At 40.9% G+C, this 18,237-nt stretch carries 10 protein-coding genes; 6 read left to right on the top strand and 4 right to left on the bottom strand.

Annotated features, from left to right (window positions below):
- The first annotated feature begins 1,159 nt into the window (after nucleotides 1-1,159).
- Nucleotides 1,160-2,836 (top strand): formate transporter FocA, encoded by a 1,677-nt coding sequence (focA, locus tag H5181_RS11065; protein ID WP_182751017.1) that lies wholly within the window; start codon nucleotides 1,160-1,162, stop codon nucleotides 2,834-2,836.
- Nucleotides 2,837-2,902: 66 nt separating this feature from the next.
- On the opposite strand, the gene H5181_RS11060 is transcribed toward focA, so the two are convergent.
- Entirely contained in the window at nucleotides 2,903-3,796 is an 894-nt protein-coding gene (locus H5181_RS11060) for a LysR substrate-binding domain-containing protein (RefSeq protein ID WP_011637923.1), read from the bottom strand.
- A gap of 314 nt (nucleotides 3,797-4,110) precedes the next feature.
- Nucleotides 4,111-5,076, bottom strand: coding sequence for a cysteine synthase A (gene cysK / locus H5181_RS11055; RefSeq protein WP_011637922.1), 966 nt, complete (start codon nucleotides 5,074-5,076; stop codon nucleotides 4,111-4,113).
- 386 nt (nucleotides 5,077-5,462) lie between these two features.
- Here cysK and H5181_RS11050 point away from each other — a divergent pair, with 386 nt between their 5' ends.
- Both H5181_RS11050 and H5181_RS11045 read left to right on the top strand, forming a co-directional pair.
- On the top strand, nucleotides 5,463-6,584 hold the full coding sequence (locus H5181_RS11050) for a beta-ketoacyl-ACP synthase III (protein ID WP_123777789.1): 1,122 nt from the start codon (nucleotides 5,463-5,465) through the stop codon (nucleotides 6,582-6,584).
- 37 nt (nucleotides 6,585-6,621) lie between these two features.
- Entirely contained in the window at nucleotides 6,622-7,848 is a 1,227-nt protein-coding gene (locus H5181_RS11045) for a response regulator (protein ID WP_165871083.1), read from the top strand.
- 112 nt (nucleotides 7,849-7,960) lie between these two features.
- On the opposite strand, the gene H5181_RS11040 is transcribed toward H5181_RS11045, so the two are convergent.
- Complete coding sequence (locus tag H5181_RS11040) at nucleotides 7,961-10,372, bottom strand: DUF5916 domain-containing protein (RefSeq protein WP_310734280.1); 2,412 nt, start codon at nucleotides 10,370-10,372, stop codon at nucleotides 7,961-7,963.
- A 255-nt stretch (nucleotides 10,373-10,627) separates the two neighbouring features.
- The gene (gene cysZ, locus H5181_RS11035) at nucleotides 10,628-11,401 is read right to left on the bottom strand and encodes a sulfate transporter CysZ (protein ID WP_182751016.1); all 774 of its coding nucleotides are present in this window, start codon (nucleotides 11,399-11,401) and stop codon (nucleotides 10,628-10,630) included.
- Between the two features lie 160 nt (nucleotides 11,402-11,561).
- Between cysZ and H5181_RS11030 the strand changes: the two genes are divergently transcribed.
- The 3 genes from H5181_RS11030 to ligA all read left to right on the top strand — a co-directional run bounded on the left by H5181_RS11030 (nucleotide 11,562) and on the right by ligA (nucleotide 18,193).
- The gene (locus H5181_RS11030; protein ID WP_182751015.1) at nucleotides 11,562-14,996 is read left to right on the top strand and encodes a chromosome segregation protein SMC; all 3,435 of its coding nucleotides are present in this window, start codon (nucleotides 11,562-11,564) and stop codon (nucleotides 14,994-14,996) included.
- 21 nt (nucleotides 14,997-15,017) lie between these two features.
- Entirely contained in the window at nucleotides 15,018-16,079 is a 1,062-nt protein-coding gene (gene zipA / locus H5181_RS11025) for a cell division protein ZipA (RefSeq protein ID WP_182751014.1), read from the top strand.
- A 101-nt stretch (nucleotides 16,080-16,180) separates the two neighbouring features.
- On the top strand, nucleotides 16,181-18,193 hold the full coding sequence (gene ligA / locus H5181_RS11020) for an NAD-dependent DNA ligase LigA (protein ID WP_182751013.1): 2,013 nt from the start codon (nucleotides 16,181-16,183) through the stop codon (nucleotides 18,191-18,193).
- Nucleotides 18,194-18,237 lie beyond the last annotated feature (44 nt).

Raw genomic sequence — 18,237 nt, 5'->3', positions numbered from 1 at the left:
ATTGCTTTATTGTTTTGTGGATAGTTAATTTAGCCTAACTTGTTAATGCTATGTATATAAATTATTTTTAATTTTTATGTGAAAAAATATAACGTAGCGTTTTTTTTAGTTAAATTACACATTTCACATGTTTATAAATTTGTTTCATGCACATAATTAATATGGTTTTTACCTAAATAAATCTTGGTATTGACCTTTTTTATATTAGAACATCGTTCATTAATTGAATAGTTATGGTGTTTAAGTAATTTGTTATTCGATTGTTTAACATTCGGAGCAACATAGTCTTGATTGCCTTAGTTAAATTTTTTTAAACAAAAACGCCAGTAATAAGCATTGCAGATACCTTATCAATAAGAATTATCAATAATGGCTACGATCCATGATTGATAATGCGTAATAAAATCCTGTTTTATTGATGTAGGTTTTTATAATCACAAAATCAATCTGTAAATAACACCGATGATAAAGCCTAATGTCGATAGAACGCTGCCACATAAATGAAGGTGATTCCAATTTTTTATTGGCAAATGTAGGCATATGAATTTCTGTCGTAATAGCGGATGCAAAGTAAATACTCATTAAGATATCTACTTTTTTATTAAACAGTGAATTGTAGCGATAGGCTTTGCATAGGTTACAGTTTTAGCTCGGTTAATAATCACAAGATTTAAGAGTGCAACGATAAAACTAGCAATAATACTATGGGGGAATGCGGATGTAGTTGTACAGGTTGTCGTATTCATGTTTGCACGATACCGATGAGTTAACTGGCTCAACAGCCGCAAACATAATGGTTTACATTGCACTGTGACAAAACCACGTATAACCGTTAATGCGCATCACTAATAACATCAATAGTAACATCAACATTCACATCAATATCAGTACCAGTGATAAATCCATCAACTCTTTCATCAACTTTACCACCGGTATCATTCTATTTTATGGATGCTGATATTACAGAATCGTGAATCAATAATATTGATGGTCGCCATCATTATTATCAGATTTTATTCTGATTATTTCAAAGGTAATCTTATGTCTGACAAGAAGGCTGCCATGAATATTAGAAACAACGATGATGTGTATCTGTATATTTCTTTAATATTTATGCTGCAGCCAAAGAATAACCATTAGTGTATTTGGAATGTAGTTTATGACTGCTTTAACAACAAAAACGTCAACGGTGCCGATACAGAATGTTTACACACAAGACGCTGCGAATAGTGCAGTTATCAACATGTGCCAGCAAGCTGAACAATACGGACAATCTAAAGTCATTAAGTCGCACTTAGAGTCATTCGGCTTAGCTATTTTTGCCGGTGCTTTCATTGCGTTGGCTTTTGTTTTTTATATTACGGTAACGACCGGAACAATTGGTCCTTGGGGGCAAGTGCGCTTTATTGGCGGCTTAGCGTTTAGCCTAGGGTTAATTCTAGTGGTTATTTGTGGAGGAGAACTCTTTACCAGTACGGTATTAAGTAGTGTTGCATGGGCTCAAAAACGGGTAAATACCAAAGATTTATTGATGTGTTGGACTCGTGTCTATGTTGGCAATTTCATTGGTGCTATGTTGATGTTGTTGTTGATTTTAGGGGCTAAAATGCACCTGCTCAATGGTGGTCAATGGGGCTTGAATGCATTAAATATTGCGCAACACAAAATACATCATGATTGGAGCCAAGCATTTATTTTAGGCATTTTATGTAATGTTTTGGTGTGCCTTGGTGTCTGGATGACGTTTTCCAGCAAAGACGTACTAACCAAAGCCTTCTTACTTATGCTGCCCGTCGCCATGTTTGTCAGCAGTGGTTTTGAACACAGTATTGCTAACTTGTTCATGGTGCCGCTGGGGATCATGTTGCAGCAATTTGCATCGGCTGATTTCTTTAATGCTATTGGTGTACCCGCAAGCCAGTTTTCTGATATCACAATAACGCATTTTCTATTTAATAATCTTATTCCTGTCACGTTAGGCAACATCGTCGGCGGTGCTTTATTTGTCGGCCTTGCTTATTTAATGATTGAACGATTAAAGCACTCTAACGCTGATCATAAAGCGCCTATGGCGTTAGCAACGTTGGCATTAGCTGAATGTATTCCGGCGATTGACGCGCATATTTCAAACCTGGCTATGTCAAATCAGGCTATTTCAAATAAGTCAGCTTCTAACCAGTCTAATTCAGATAAGCCAATACCCAACGTACCAATATCAAGTCGAACAATGGTCAGTCAATCGACCACAGACTTTTCCAAATCACATTCAGTATTAACCCAAATCCACCATGAATCTAACCTTACACCTTCGCTAAAAACGAATGGGAGAACTGCTATGCCTAAATCAATTATTAATCTTACTGTCAGTGAATTAATGGAAGCCACACCTTTTACATTGTCACCAGAACTCTCTATTCATGAAGGACTGATGCAACTCACTGCTGCGCAAGAACGCGGTGCACCAGTTGTCGACAAGCAAAATCGTTTATTAGGATTTGTATCTCAGCAAGATTTATTAAGATGCTTATGGTCTGAAGAATATAACAAACACATTAACAGTCATGTTGCTGATTTAATGCAGACGCAAGTGATGACCGTATCTGGCAACGATAAAATTGCTGATCTTGTTGAGTTAATGGTTGTCGACAGAGAGAAGCTGTTTCCTGTTACTGCTAGTGGAATGTATACCGGAAGCCGCTTTATGAGTTATGAAGAACGCTTAAGACATGCTTCTGCGAATAAACCGAGTAGTTTTCCTGTGGTGAATGAAGGGTTATTGCTTGGGGTTATTACTCGAGAACAGATAGCCACTAAAATTTGTTCGGTGATGGGATAGTTAACTCAATCGATAACGCCTTTAACGAGCCATCTAGTGGTTAAGTAAAGGCGTTATCAAATACCATTAAAGCGTTTTACTCATGCGTCTTGCTTCATTTAGGACGCAATCACGCAGCGGATTATCACCCGCATCATTACGCCATACAAAAGACAATTGACGCTGTAGGTTAAGCTGTGGTGTATCAATAATAACCAGCTTACCTTCAGCAACATCTTGCTCTACGGTAATATGGGGCAGGCAGCTTAAGTAAGCCCCATTTCTGACTAATGCCTTTAACAGCAGTACATGTTCGTATTCTTTCCACACATTGAGCTTTTCAAGCACACCGTGGATAGCGCCCTCAAAAATACGCCTAGTACCAGCACCTTGCTCTCTAAGTACCCATTTTGCTTGTTCCAATTGCGCTAAACTAATTTTTTCAGCATTGGCATAAGGGTGATGTGGTGCAGCAACCACCACAAGATGGTCATCAATCCACTTCTCTTGATGTAAGCGGCTATCGTCGTTACGCCCCTCAATAATACCAAGGTCATAGTCGTAGTTTATTAAGCCTTCAACAACGTGTTCGGTGTTTTCAACCTCAAGATCAATCCTTAGCTCTGGAAAATCATTATCAATTTTACTGATTAAGTTCGGCAATAAATATTCGGCCGCAGTTTGGCTTGAACACAGCTTAAATTGACCACTAATTACGTGTTGTTCATGTAAACCAAATTGAATTTGTTGTGCATCTTGAAGTAATTGGCGTGCTTTGGGTCTTAACCAATTGCCCCAATGGCTTAGGGTTAGTCGGTTGCCTTGTCTAATAAACAGCGGACGGTCTAATAAATTCTCAAGCTGAGAAAGTGACATACTCACCGCTGATTGGGTCATCGATAACTTTCTAGCAGCTGCGCTCACACTTTCAAGACTGGCCACAGCATCAAAAACGGTAATTTGTTTAAGCGAGTATTTCATATCAGCGTAATAGCTCCGTTTTATGAATCATTTAAGTATCAATAAAATTGATGTTTACTAGTGTTTGTTTCAATAAGTAAAACGGAAGGCTGTTGTATAGGCAAGCGACTTATAGCAACTTTGCAACTGAGGTTTAGTTTTTATTACAAATAAACAATAATTTATCGAAAGTTAGACAGGTAGATAGCGATATATACGATGAGCATAATGCTTTTAGTTGACCAATATTTAGGCTTTATGATGAAAATGAAACAAAAAACCAGCCGAAGCTGGTTTTTATAATAGACAAATGTAGAGTCTATTCATGCAATTTATTACTGTACGTTTTCGCTGTCGCTAAATTCGCCAGCAAATAATACTGAAGATAAGTAACGCTCAGCAGCTGAAGGCAATATCACCACAATGGTTTTGTCTGCAAATTCGGGTAATGCAGCAATACGGTTCGCGGCAACAACAGCAGCTCCAGAAGAGATACCGACTAAAATACCTTCTTCTTTCATTAAACGACGAGCCATTTCAATAGACTCTTCGTTAGTAACAGCTTCAACACGGTCAATAATCGACAAGTCTAGGTTACCAGGGATAAAACCAGCACCAATACCTTGAATCTTATGTGGACCAGGTTGAATCGGTTGGCCTGCTAATGCTTGTGCAATAACTGGTGAGTCAACTGGTTCAACAGCAACAGAGGTAATGGTTTTACCTTGTGCTTTAAGATAGCGGCTTACACCTGTTAGCGTACCACCAGTACCTACACCAGCAACGAATACATCGACTTCGCCATCAGTATCATTCCAGATTTCTGGACCTGTGGTTTTTTCGTGAATTTCTGGGTTAGCAGGGTTATCAAATTGACCTAGTATTAGGTATTTTTCAGGCGCTGACAGACGAATTTCTTCAGCCTTATCAATAGCACCTTTCATGCCTTTAGCGCCTTCAGTTAGCACTAAGTTTGCACCTAATGCTTTAAGCAATTTACGACGCTCAAGACTCATGGTGTTTGGCATGGTTAAAGTTAATTTGTAACCACGTGCTGCAGCAACATAAGCAAGTGCAATACCGGTGTTACCTGAAGTAGGTTCAATTAACTCGATATCTTTGGTGAGTAGGCCTTTCTTTTCAGCATCCCAAATCATGTTGGCGCCAATACGACACTTAACACTAAAGCTTGGGTTACGTGCTTCTACTTTAGCGAGTACCTTGCCGTTACTGACGCGGTTTAAACGAACTAGCGGTGTGTTGCCTAAAGTATATGAATTATCTTCGAAAATTTTGCTCATGGATTATTTGCTCCTATGGTTGCATTGTCTAATCATAATCTGCTCAGCAGGATTTAGAAGTGAAAATTTGTTCTTCTTTATTCTTTTTAGTTATTAAGGAGTTTATTTTTATTCTAAAAACCTTATAGATGCTGCTATATTAGGCTTTCGGAGTAAATTGTCATCATTCAATGGTCTGACCATCAAACAAATTTAATTTAGTATGACGAGATTAAATCATAAAATACTAGAATAGCGTTAATCAGCAAAATGTTTCTCTGTCGTGCCACCCAAATGATCAGTAAGGTTATCGATAAGCGATGTTAAAACCTTCAGTGATTCATGTCGATGTATCTGGCACTCAAATGAGCTTTCGCTAACTCATTCACTAAAAATGGTAGAGTAAAATGAATAAAGTTGTGATTTCAGGCAGTGGTTTATACACACCACCTTACAGTGTCTCTAACGACGAATTAGTTAACTGTTATAATAGTTATGTTGACCAATTTAATCAACAGAATGCGGCCGAGATAGAGGCCGGGAATACGCTTGCGTTGGCATATTCGTCAAGTGAGTTTATTGAAAAAGCCTCTGGGATTAAAAGCCGTTATGTCATGGTAAAAGACGGTATCCTCGATACCAACATCATGATGCCATTAATTGCTGATAGACCTTCTGAATCGTTGTCTATGCAAGCTGAGATGGGTATTGAAGCCGCTAACCAAGCATTACAGCAAGCAAACCTAACGGCTGAAGACATCGATTTGGTGATTGTGGCGTGTGCTTATACTCAAAGAGCTTATCCAGCCATTGCAATTGAAATCCAACAAGCCATGGGCACTAAAGGTTTTGCCTACGACATGCTAGTGGCATGTTCATCGGCTACGTTTGCGATTGTGAATGCCGTTAATGCTATTCGTGGCGGCACAGCTAATCGAGTGCTGGTTATAAATCCTGAATTAACCTCGCCGCAAATTAACTTTCGCGATCGTGACAGCCACTTTATTTTTGGTGATGTGGCAACTGCAGTGGTAGTTGAACGTGCAGAGCTATCAACATCGACGAATGCCTTTAGTGTGTTATCGACTCGCTGTGTGACCGAGTACTCAAGTAATATTCGCAGTAACTTTGGCTTTGTTAATCGCTGCGATCCAGAAAATGCAACCACATCAGATAAGCTGTTTCATCAGCAAGGCCGTAAAGTGTTTAAAGAATTATTGCCGATGATTTACCAACATTTAGACGCACAATTTACTGATGAACAAATAAAACCTGAGGAATTTAAGCGCTTATGGCTTCATCAAGCCAATATAAACATGAATTTGTTTGTAGTGAAGAAGCTGCTTGGTGATAATGTAGAACCAACTCAAGCGCCTATCGTATTAGATGAGTATGCTAATACCGCTTCTGCGGGATCGGTTATTGCTTTTCATAAGTTTAACCAAGACTTTAAAACGGGTGATTTAGGCTTGTTGTGCTCATTTGGTGCAGGTTATTCTATCGGCAGCATCGTACTTGAAAAGTGTTAAATGATTTGAGTACTAGACAGAAATAAAGGTGACTATATTGCGAGTGTTGATTGTAGAAGATAGCACCACTGTATCGAAAATATTAAAACACATGATTGTTCAGGATCTTGGATACCATGTGGACATCGCACCTGATATGTCGAGTGCATTGACTTTTTTAGAAGAAAATCAATATTTTGTAGTGGTTGCAGATTTAAATTTACCCGATGCTTCTGACGGCGATATCGTCAAGTTAGTGGCATCGTATTCAACTCCTTGCATTGTTCTCACGAGTAATTTAGATGCGGCTCAACGTCGAGAAATCTTAAAACTCAGCATCGTTGATTATATTCCAAAGGATAAACGCCACAGTTATCAATATGTGGTCAAGTTAATTGACAGACTTTATCGAAATCAAGACGTTAAAGTGTTGGTTGCCGATGATTCGTTGGTGAGTCGTAAGTTTGTAAAAATGCTCCTTGAACAGCATTTGTTCAAGGTTATAGAAGCCAATGATGGCGAAGAAGCATTAGCCGTACTACAAGCGCAGCCTGATATTCAGTTGCTTATTACTGATTACAACATGCCAAAAGTTGATGGTGTTGAACTTGTTTTACGGGTACGTGAGCAGTTTAACCGTGAAGATATCGCCATTATTGGTTTGTCTAATGACAATGATGAAAGTTTGTCGGCAAAGTTTATTAAAAACGGCGCTAATGATTTTTTGCAAAAACCGTTCGTGCATGAAGAGTTTCATTGTCGAGTGCTTAACACCCTTGATTCACTCGATATGATGCGTAATTTGTGGCGTAAAGCCAATCGTGATTATTTAACTAAAGCCTACACTCGGCGTTATTTTTTTGGTCAATACCAACAAAATGATTCGGAACAAAAATTGTTATCGGTGGCACTATTAGATATAGATTTCTTCAAAAAAATCAATGATACCTATGGCCATGATGTCGGCGATGAAGTGTTAATTGAATTTGTGCAGCGCTTAGAAAACGCCTTTGCAGCGAATTTTACTGTAGCGCGTTTTGGTGGCGAAGAGTTTGTTGTAGCGTTTAAAGGTTTAGATGCCATTAAAGCTAGCCTACTAGTGAATAAATTTCGGGAACAATGTGAAAGCAACCCGATAAGAACCTCGGCAGGTGATTTGCCTGTTTCATTCAGTTGTGGCGTGTCTACCGTGAGTAATGAAACATTAGACCGGGCACTGCAACGTGCCGATGAGCTACTGTATAAAGCTAAAAATGCAGGTCGTAATAGGGTTGTTTCTCAGTAAGTTACTTCACTTGTTCATTTAGATAGTACAAGGCCGTTGATGCTTCAGTATCAACGGCCTTTTTACCTCTATAGTTGTCCTACAATGTTAATTTTAAACTTATTGACTATGACTACAGTAGCCAAGCGTAACTGAGTTTCATGAAGTAGGTTTTTTCGTCTTGGGTTAACGAGTCGATGTCATCATTGGCAATAAATGCGTCTGAATAACCGAGGTAAAACACACTTTGGGGATTAAGTTTATAGCCATAGAGCAATTCATTGCCAATATCTTGATACAGTGTATTAGGACGTTGATAACGATATAAGTCAGGGTCGCGTTCGATGCGAGTATACACACTGCTTAAGCGGATAAAACTGTTTAGCGTCAACTGCCAATTTAGGCGCATATCGGTGAGGTTAGCTGTAAATAAACGACCATCATCGACGTCTAATGTTTGGTAGCGGTGTGATATATCAAGCACTAATGATTCGGTTAATTTCCATTCGATGCCTGGATTCAACATAGTGATAGTTGCAGGCCTGTCATTAGCGAAATCAATGTCATCGCCATAGTTCACATCTAGTTCTAATTTCAGCGATCCAATAGGGGTGAAATTGGTGTAAAACCAACCTAAGGTTTCATTAAACTCACTGGTGTTGCCTTCGATATCAATAATGCTCGGGTTGTGGCGTCTGCCCACTCGTTGTCGTTGTACGATCCCTGTGGCGATAAAACTTTGAAGTCCGCCGTCAAACTCGATATACATTTCTGCTTCTTGCTCAAGTCGTTCATTGTTTTGATTATGGGTAATGTCCCAATCGCCGCCGAGGTTAATTTTGCTGAAGAAATGATTGTCTGGATACCAAATGTAGCCACCGCCAGCGACAAATTTTGCGACATCAATTTTGTCGATAAAGCCAAGATCGGCACGAAAGTCATCGCCTGTTGATTCATAATGAGTACTGGCATACCAATTACGACGTTCGTGTTGATAACTGATAGCGTACATGTTGTCGTTAAAGTTATCGTCTTTATGGGTACGTAAAACGCGTTCGTTAATATTACAATCACCAAATTCGCATTGTTCAGATTGCTGTAAACAATCATCCGTATTGCAAAATTTAGTGAATAAATCGTCCGGATAAGCTGTTTGTGAATGCGCATATTGCGCAGTGAAAGTATCTTGTTTCGTCGGTTGGTACTTTATATCAACACTGGCAACATAGTTATGATAATCATCGGCTTGCTTTAACGTCACTAAGCCACCAATTGAAAACTCTCTGCTAGGGTCAAATCGATAGCGAGCCGCCATATTATGACTTTGCTGATCCAATATCGCCACATCAGAACTTAAATTGCCAGGGACTAAAAACTGGGTTTGAGTGTCATTGGCCGCCAATATTGCAACGGTATGGTTATCGGTTTTGCTGGTCAATTTTAAACCATAATCTGGCGAACTAATATTGCGGGTGTGTAACAAGTCTAATTGGGTATCAAAGTAATCTTTGTTGTCTAAGAAAAAGGCGCGTTTTTCCGGAAAGAAGAGTGCAAATGTATTGTTTACATCTAGCTGACCCGCATCAGCTTCTACTTGAGAGAAGTCTGGGTTAATTGTGGCGTTAAGTAAGGTAGTCGGTGTGATCCCCCAACGTAAATCTAATCCAACATCAACATTACTTTCATCACTCCAAGGTTGGGCCTGCGCTACGTCTCGTTGCTGGCTTTGATTTGCCACAATCGAGGGTGTTAGTTGGAGGTCTTTCCCTTGAGTTGCGCCGGCTAAACCCGATGCGATACCTAATTGGCATAACTGACATGACACGTTACGGTCTATTTTATGAGTGGATAAACGATGGGTTTCATTGCGGGGATAAAAGCGAATAAGCTCAATGCCCCAAGTTTGAATTGGATTACTGTCATCAAAATTAAACAGTCTTAAAGGGAGTTGCACCTCAACTTGAAAACCATTTTTGGTGAGTTTACCTTTGCTATACCAAATCCCGTCCCAGGCATCACTTTCTTGACCAGTGAGTTCATTTTCAATGGAGTCACTTTGCGCCCCATAAGGGTTAATAAAAAATTGGTAGGCTAAACGAGCATTATTGAAGGTATCCAGTTTAATACCCACCATGTCATCGCCCCAGGATTTATCTCGATCACGTAGATTTGCTCTAATATTGTCTGGATTAGGATCGTGGGCGGTAAACGCAAAATATAGGCTGGTATTTGACGCATAGACTTTAGTTGTGGTTATTACTGGTGCAGCGGTATTCTCACCAGGAGAGGTTTCATAACGCAGCATTACCTCGGTAGCGTGTTGCCAAGCTGGTTCGTTAAAGTCGCCATCCACCTCAATATCTTCATTGATGGTCGGGATGTCGAGATGAAATTGCTGGCTCGAACCGGCAAACGCAGCGAAAGATAATACACTGCTCAATAATGCTAAAGTTAATATAGCGCCACAGGTATGTGCACAGGTTCGAGTTAATCGGTTGATTGGTGCAAAGCTGTTAGTTGGAATTAAGTTGTTGATCACTTTCACTCTGTTTTTATTTTTGTTATTTCTCTTATTGTCGCAAAAAACTCCTTAAAACGTAGGTCCGACTTGTACCAAAATAATCACTAAATTGTTACTGAATGTTAAATTAGCTTGCGTGAATGTAATAAAAAAGCCCGATAGTCGCTATCGGGTTTGTCTTTAAGCTGTACAGTTTAGGTTGTTCTACTACGAGAAAAGACCATGCTTCTATTGAGCCATTACCTTCGATTAACTCTCTACAGCTTAATTTTCTAACGATTAATCGGGGGCGACAATGCTATTTTTATAGGCATCACGATATTTATCGACCCACATAGCCGTTGCACCACAAATGGCTACCGGCATAACGATAAAGTTTACAATCGGGATCATTGAAAACACTGTCACGGTAGCACCGAAGCTAAAACTCGAACCCTTGGTATTTTTGAGAGCGAACTTCATATCGTCAAAAGGCACTTTATGATTATCAAATGGATAGTCGCAATATTGAATTGCCATCATCCACGCGGTGAATAAAAACCATAAAATGGGCGCTGCAGTTTGGCCGATAATCGGCAACCAAAATAACACTAAAAACAGTAATGCTCGTGGTAAATAGTATTTGAGCTTAATCCATTCACGACCAAAAATACGCGGCAAATCTTTGATCATATCGACCGAACTGCCAGTATTTAAGTTTTTTCCAGTGAGATGCTGCTCGACTTTTTCGGCCAATAAACCATTAAACGGCGCCGCAATCCAGTTCATGACTGAGCTGAATAAAAACGACATTACCACTAACATTGTCAAGACGGCTAATGGCCACAATAAAAAATTCAACCAGCTTAAATATTCTGGAAGTTGCCCGTCCATCCAGGTAAATAGCTCAGTTAATTGTCCTAGTGCAAAATACATCGCTGAAGCGAATAAGACTAAATTGATCATCAGCGGGATAAATACAAATGAACGTAAACCCGGCTGTTTAATTAATTGAAACCCTTGGATAAAATAATTCACACCACTTTTTTTGGCGATTGTTGAATTGGTAACCATTGAGACTGCCTATTTTGTGACTTATATTATTGATTTTGACGAGCCAAGCACAATAAAACAAGTGATAAACTGTGTCAAAAGGATAAAAATCGTTACAAAAAGCTGCTCAATTGCTAAAGTGAGCTGCTTTTTCCTTTTAATGCGTACCTGAACTGGCAACATGAGATTAAAACAAATAAAACTTGCTGGATTTAAGTCGTTTGTAGACCCAACTAAAATCCCATTTGATAACGCCTTATCAGCGATTATTGGCCCTAACGGCTGCGGAAAATCCAATGTGATTGATGCCGTACGCTGGGTGCTGGGTGAAAGTTCGGCAAAGCATTTACGTGGCGATTCGATGACCGACGTTATTTTTAACGGTTCATCGGCACGCAAACCCATTTCTGTTGCGGGTGTCGAACTGGTATTCGAGAACATTCAGGGAAGGCTCACTGGTCAATATGCCAGTTATCAAGAGATCTCGGTAAAGCGACAAGTTAACCGCGACAGTGAATCAAGCTATTTCCTCAATGGTCAAAAATGTCGTCGAAAAGACATTACCGACTTATTTATGGGGACGGGTCTTGGGCCGCGTAGTTATGCCATTATCGAGCAAGGTACTATTTCACGCTTAATCGAATCTAAACCTCAAGAGTTAAGAGTGTTTATTGAGGAAGCAGCAGGTATTTCGCGTTATAAAGAACGCCGCCGAGAAACCGAAAATCGTATTCGTCATACCCGTGAAAACCTCGAACGTTTAAATGATATTCGAGTTGAACTCGGTGTCCAATTAGATAAGCTATCGCAACAAGCTAAAGCCGCTCTACAGTACCGAGAATTAAAAAATAGTGAACGAGAGTTGCATAGCCAGCTATTAGTGATGCGCTATCAGCAATTGTTGCAGCAAACAGACAGACTTGATGCTGAAACGGCCGAAGGTGAGCTTAAATCTGAAGCGTTAGCCAAAACCGCACAGCAGGGCGACACCAGTGTTATTCAACTTAAACAGCAATTGGATGAGCTCAGTGATGCTGAACATAAGCTGGTAGAGCAATATTACCAAGCCGGTAATACCATGACCAAGCTTGAGCAACAGCTTGCTCATCAGCAACAGCAAGACTCTCAGTTGCAGCAACAAATTCAAGTATTACAACAGCAAATCAAACAAGCTGACGATAATATTGTCAGCATGACCGATGTTCATCAACGATTGGTTGCGCAATCAGATACTCACCAACCAGCTTATGAACAGGCGAGCATTGTGCTTGAGCAAATTGATGAGCAAGTTTTTGCTATCGAAGAAGCGTGTGATGATCAGCAGCAACAAGTAACCCAATATGCTGAAATCTTAGCGACTCATAAAATGCAGTTGGCACTGAGCCAATCGACGCTCAGCCATCAACAGCAAAGTTTGGTTCAAAACGAACAGTACTTAGCTCAATTACAAACAGAGTTAGCTGCTTTAGCTCAGCAAGACAACCAACAACAGTTGCACAACAGCACGGCAGAATTAGCTAATGTTGAACAACAACTAAATGATAAACAGCTGCAGCATAGTCAACTTGAGCTTTCCTTACTTGAGCAGCAACAAGCCGTCACTGAAGCGAGTGATGCTTATCAAACCCTAAAGCAAACTGTCACTCGCCATCACTCTCGATTGCAATTTATTGATGAGTTGCTGGCTGATCACACTCAAGATGATGGCCAACAATTGTGGCAAGTTATTGAGGTTGTGCCTGGTTGGGAGAAAGCGGTCGATAAAGTGTTACAAGGCTTAAGTCAATTACCTGTTCTAGGGTTGGGTCAAACATCTTCATTGAGCGTTTCTCCGCCTACAGTGGGTTTTGAGCCACAGCATCAAGTGACGTATCCTGCTTTAACAACCCCAGTTAATTTAACGCCATGGTTACAACATGTTGTGTGGGCGTCCAGTCTCAGTGAAGCAAAGGAGTTATTACCAACATTGCTTCCTGAGCAATATATTGCCACTCAAGAAGGTTACTTGATAGGCAATGGTTTTGTGCTCAATCATACTCAGGCAGGGCAATCCGCTATTGTACTGAGCCAAGAGCGAGCAAGCTTAAGTCAGCAATTAATAGAACTTGAGCAACAACTGCTATTGTCTCAGCAATCTCTGACTTCGTTAACTCAACGGGCTGCGACCACTCAGGTAGAGCTGAATCAATGCCAACAGGCTTGTCATCAGTTGCAAATAGAGCAGACAAAACTGCACTCTTTGGTGACAAGTTTAACTCAACAAGCCGTTGAGAAACGCGATAAACAACAGCAATGCAGCCAATCAATCGCCAAGCTTGAACAGCAAATTGGTGATAAACAAATGCATGTCGATGCCCTTGAAGAACAAGTGTTGACGCAAGAAGATGCATTATTGCAAGCGATGAACCAACACGATGTTGCTCAACAAGCTTGGCAAACAAGCCAAGCCAAGCTGCGTGAAACCAAAGTTGTTCGCACCGATGCTGCAAATAGCGTTAAGCAGCTGCAAGCGCAAGTGCAGCAACATACTACCCAGCAAGCATTGAGTGAACAAAAATTAAAGCAACAACATGAAAAACAGACAGAATTAGTCAGTCAATTGACTCAGTTACAACAAATGTTGCTCGACAATCAGCAGCAACAAGGTCAACATGATTTAAGTCAATTATCAACACAGCTGGCGCAAGCACTCGAGCAGCAACAAGCATTACAGCAGCAATTACAGCACAATCGGTCTCAACAAGCAGAGCTTCAAAGCAGTTTAGACCGTTTAGTATTGATGCAAAAACAACAGCTTGTAGTGTTACAAGACTTGACTCAAAAGATAAGCACGTTAAAGTTACGTCGTGAGGGCTTAAAAGGGCAGGCTAATGGGCAGCTGCAATTGCTGCAAGAACAGCAAATTCAGCTACAACAGGTCATTGCCGACATACCGGAACATGCATCTGTTGATGTTTGGTCGCAACAGCTTGAAAAAGTAAAACAGAACATTATACGTTTAGGTGCTATCAACCTTGCAGCCATTGAAGAATTTGAATCGCAACGAGAGCGAAAAGCTTATTTAGACAGTCAAGATGACGACCTAAATAAAGGCTTAGCGATTTTAGAAGATGCTATCCGTAAGATAGATAAAGAAACCCGAAGCCGTTTTAAAGCCACATTCGAAACGGTAAACCATGATTTAGGGCTGCTATTTCCTAAAGTTTTTGGTGGGGGAAGGGCTTATTTGGCATTAACCGGTGATGACCTGCTTGAAACGGGTGTTACTATTATGGCGCAACCGCCAGGTAAGAAGAATAGCACCATACATTTACTTAGTGGTGGAGAAAAAGCGTTAACCGCTTTATCATTAGTCTTTGCCATTTTTAGACTGAATCCAGCACCTTTTTGTATGCTAGATGAAGTAGATGCACCTTTGGATGACGCCAACGTCGAACGTTTTTGTCGGTTACTGAAAGAAATGTCACAGAGTGTGCAATTTATTTATATCAGTCATAATAAAATAACAATGGAAATGGCCGATCAACTTATTGGCGTTACTATGCATGAACCAGGCGTTTCAAGAATAGTCGCAGTGGACATTGAAGCCGCCGTCGCCATGGCAGACGCGGTATAAATTAGCAAGACAGGGAATCTAATGAAAGATCTACAACTGGTGTTATTCGTATTAGGCGCTATCGCAATAATTGCGGTGTTAGTGCACGGTTTTTGGTCGATTCGCAAACAACAACCTAAATCAATGAAGCAAAGTCCGATGGCTGGATTTTATAAAGACCAAGCTAAACGTCGAGACTCTGAAGGTTTTGACGCAGATGGTATTGGCCAAGTGCGTATACGTAAACCTGGTGAGGTTGAAGAAACTGTTATTATTAAGCCAGTATTAAAGACTAATTTAAGTCAAAAGCCACACTCGGGAACAACTAAGCTAACCGACACTCCTTTACAAGATTCATTGCGTCAGCCTGGTCCGCACAAAACTGAAGCAGAACATGTTGAACCTAAAGTAGAACAGCCTGCACAACAAAGCTTATTTGTTGAAGACGATGTTAAACCTGCTCCAACGGCAAGTACGTCAATGAATACTCCTAAAAAGATATTCAATCCTTCAACCAGTACCGCCAAGTTAGAAAGCTACACAGGTAAGCCTGTTGCCGCCAGGCCAGAGCCGATTAAGCCACCAATACAACCAGCAGCGCCAAAAGTCGACGTTAAAGCTGAAGTTGAAGAGGTTAAAGCTGAAGTAGAGGTTAAATCAACCATGAAAGCGGATGCTCCTGTAAATGAACCTGTAGAGCCGACCGATGTGTTAGTACTGCATATTGTTGCTAAAGCGGGCGAGCAAATTCAAGGTGCAGAATTATTGCCAAGCTTGTTGTCGCTCAATTTTAAATTTGGCGATATGGATATTTTTCATCGCCACATTGACAATGCAGGTACTGGGAAAGTGCTGTTTTCACTCGCTAACATGCTAAAACCAGGGATATTTGATCCAGATAATATGGAGCAATTTGTCACCCAAGGTGTGGTGCTGTTTATGACCTTACCGGGTTATGGCGATCCATTAATGAACTTCACCATTATGCTGAACTCAGCTTATCAAATTGCCGAGGATCTCGGTGCTGAATTATTGGATGGACAACGTCAACCTTGGTCCGATGCCACCAAAAAAGATTATTTACGACGACTCAATGCCGCGTAGGTTGATGTGTTAATTAAGGCCGCAGCAGCGGCCTTAATTGTTTTATACCTTTACACTTTATCAAGCAAACCACGGTTACAACTTGTATGACGGATGCCACAATGCACGCTATTCAAACTGAAATGGATCAACTTACTCACACCATTAATCAACATAATATTCGTTATTACGTTGATGATGCTCCGTCAATACCCGATGCTGAATACGATAGATTAATTAAGCGCTTAACTGCATTAGAACGCGACTATCCGCAATTTAAATCGGTAGATTCACCGACACAGCGCGTCGGTGGTATGGCATTACAAAAATTTGCTCAAATTACCCACCTTAAACCGATGTTAAGCCTCGACAATGCGTTTGAACAAGCTGATTTTGCAGCATTTAATAAGCGTATAACTGATAAAGTCGATAACGTTGATTATGTTTGTGAACCAAAACTAGACGGATTGGCCGTGAGTATTACTTATCGTTTGGGCGTTCTTGAACGCGCCGCAACGCGAGGTGATGGCACTGTCGGCGAAGATATTACCGTTAATGTGCGTACTATTCGTTCTATTCCGCTCAAGTTACGCGGTGAAGGATTTCCTGATTTAGTTGAAGTACGTGGCGAAGTGTTTATGCCTAAAGCGGCATTTGAGGCATTAAACCAGCGTCAAATAAGCAAAGGTGACAAAGTCTTTGTTAATCCTCGCAACGCAGCAGCCGGCAGTTTGCGCCAATTAGACAGTAAAATTACCGCTTCAAGGGCTCTTGGGTTTTATGCTTATGCATTAGGTGTAGTCGAAGGCGAGTCACAACCGATGCAAACAAGCCACTATGGCCAACTAACACAGCTGCAACAATGGGGTGTCCCCGTCAGTAGCGAAGTGAAAGTGACTGATTCATTAGAAAAAGTCTATGCATATTACGCAGATATTATGGCCAGACGAAGTGCGCTTGAATATGAAATCGACGGTGTCGTCATAAAGGTCAATGACATTGCTAAGCAGCAAACTCTAGGTTTTGTCGCTAAAGCACCTCGATGGGCCATAGCCTATAAATTTCCAGCCCAAGAAGAAATGACCTTGTTAGAGTCAGTTGACTTTCAGGTTGGCCGAACGGGTGCTGTTACCCCTGTCGCTCGCCTCAAACCAATATTTGTCGGTGGCGTGACTGTGTCGAACGCGACCTTGCACAATGCTGATGAAATTGCCCGTCTTGGGGTAAAAATAGGCGATACAGTGATTATTCGCCGCGCAGGTGACGTTATCCCGCAAATTGTTGCTATCGTGCCAGAAAAGCGCCCCGATGATGCACAAGATATTATCTTTCCACAGCATTGCCCTGTGTGCCAAAGCATTGTTGAGCGTTTAGAAGGCGAAGCTGTAGCGCGTTGTAGTGGTGGACTCTTTTGTGAAGCGCAACGTAAAGAGGCTATTAAGCATTTTGCATCCCGTAAAGCATTAAATATTGATGGCATGGGCGATAAAATCGTTGAACAGTTAATTGACAAAGAATTAGTCAAAACACCAGCCGACTTGTTTTCACTTACCGCTTCAAGCGTCACGATGCTAGATCGCATGGCGATGAAGTCAGCAACAAATATTGTCGCGGCGATTAAACAAGCTAAAACCACCACGTTGGCGCGTTTTTTATATAGTCTTGGGATCCGTGAAGTAGGGGAAGCTACCGCTGCGAATTTAGCACAACACTTTGCTGAATTTGAGCGTATTCGAACCGCTAGCGTTGAACAACTGTTAGAAGTCGCTGATGTTGGTGACATCGTTGCCAAGCACATTCGACAATTTTTTTCTCAGCCACATAACATTGAAGTAATAGATCAATTGCTTGAAGCCGGTATTACTTGGCCTGTTATTGAACTAGCTGACGAGTCGCAGCTTAGTCTTAAAGGGCAAACGTGGGTGTTAACCGGTACGTTAACCCAGCTTAATCGTAACGATGCCAAAGCCCAATTACAGGCTTTAGGCGCCAAAGTGGCTGGCAGCGTCTCGAAAAATACTGATTGCCTTGTCGCTGGCGAGGCTGCTGGCTCTAAGTTAGCAAAAGCGGAAGAGTTGGGCGTTAAAGTGATAGATGAACAAGCTCTGATGGATCTATTGAATGCGGCTAACTAACATGAAAGCTGGTAGCGCTTTATTTATGCTGGTGCATGCCGATA

Origin of the sequence: Shewanella sp. SG44-2 (assembly GCF_014164215.1) — a bacterium.
GTDB classification, from domain to species: Bacteria; Pseudomonadota; Gammaproteobacteria; order Enterobacterales; family Shewanellaceae; genus Shewanella; species Shewanella frigidimarina.
Note: the sequence above shows the minus strand (reverse complement) of the source record. Positions and strands in the feature narration are given on the sequence as shown.

Bases quoted from the DNA above. Each gene is read 5' to 3' on its own strand.
- focA (WP_182751017.1), top strand. From the start codon at position 1,160: ATGACTGCTTTAACAACAAAAACGTCAACGGTGCCGATACAGAATGTT.
- H5181_RS11060 (WP_011637923.1), bottom strand. From the start codon at position 3,796: ATGAAATACTCGCTTAAACAAATTACCGTTTTTGATGCTGTGGCCAGT.
- cysK (WP_011637922.1), bottom strand. From the start codon at position 5,076: ATGAGCAAAATTTTCGAAGATAATTCATATACTTTAGGCAACACACCG.
- H5181_RS11050 (WP_123777789.1), top strand. From the start codon at position 5,463: ATGAATAAAGTTGTGATTTCAGGCAGTGGTTTATACACACCACCTTAC.
- cysZ (WP_182751016.1), bottom strand. From the start codon at position 11,401: ATGGTTACCAATTCAACAATCGCCAAAAAAAGTGGTGTGAATTATTTT.
- H5181_RS11030 (WP_182751015.1), top strand. From the start codon at position 11,562: ATGAGATTAAAACAAATAAAACTTGCTGGATTTAAGTCGTTTGTAGAC.
- zipA (WP_182751014.1), top strand. From the start codon at position 15,018: ATGAAAGATCTACAACTGGTGTTATTCGTATTAGGCGCTATCGCAATA.
- ligA (WP_182751013.1), top strand. From the start codon at position 16,181: ATGCACGCTATTCAAACTGAAATGGATCAACTTACTCACACCATTAAT.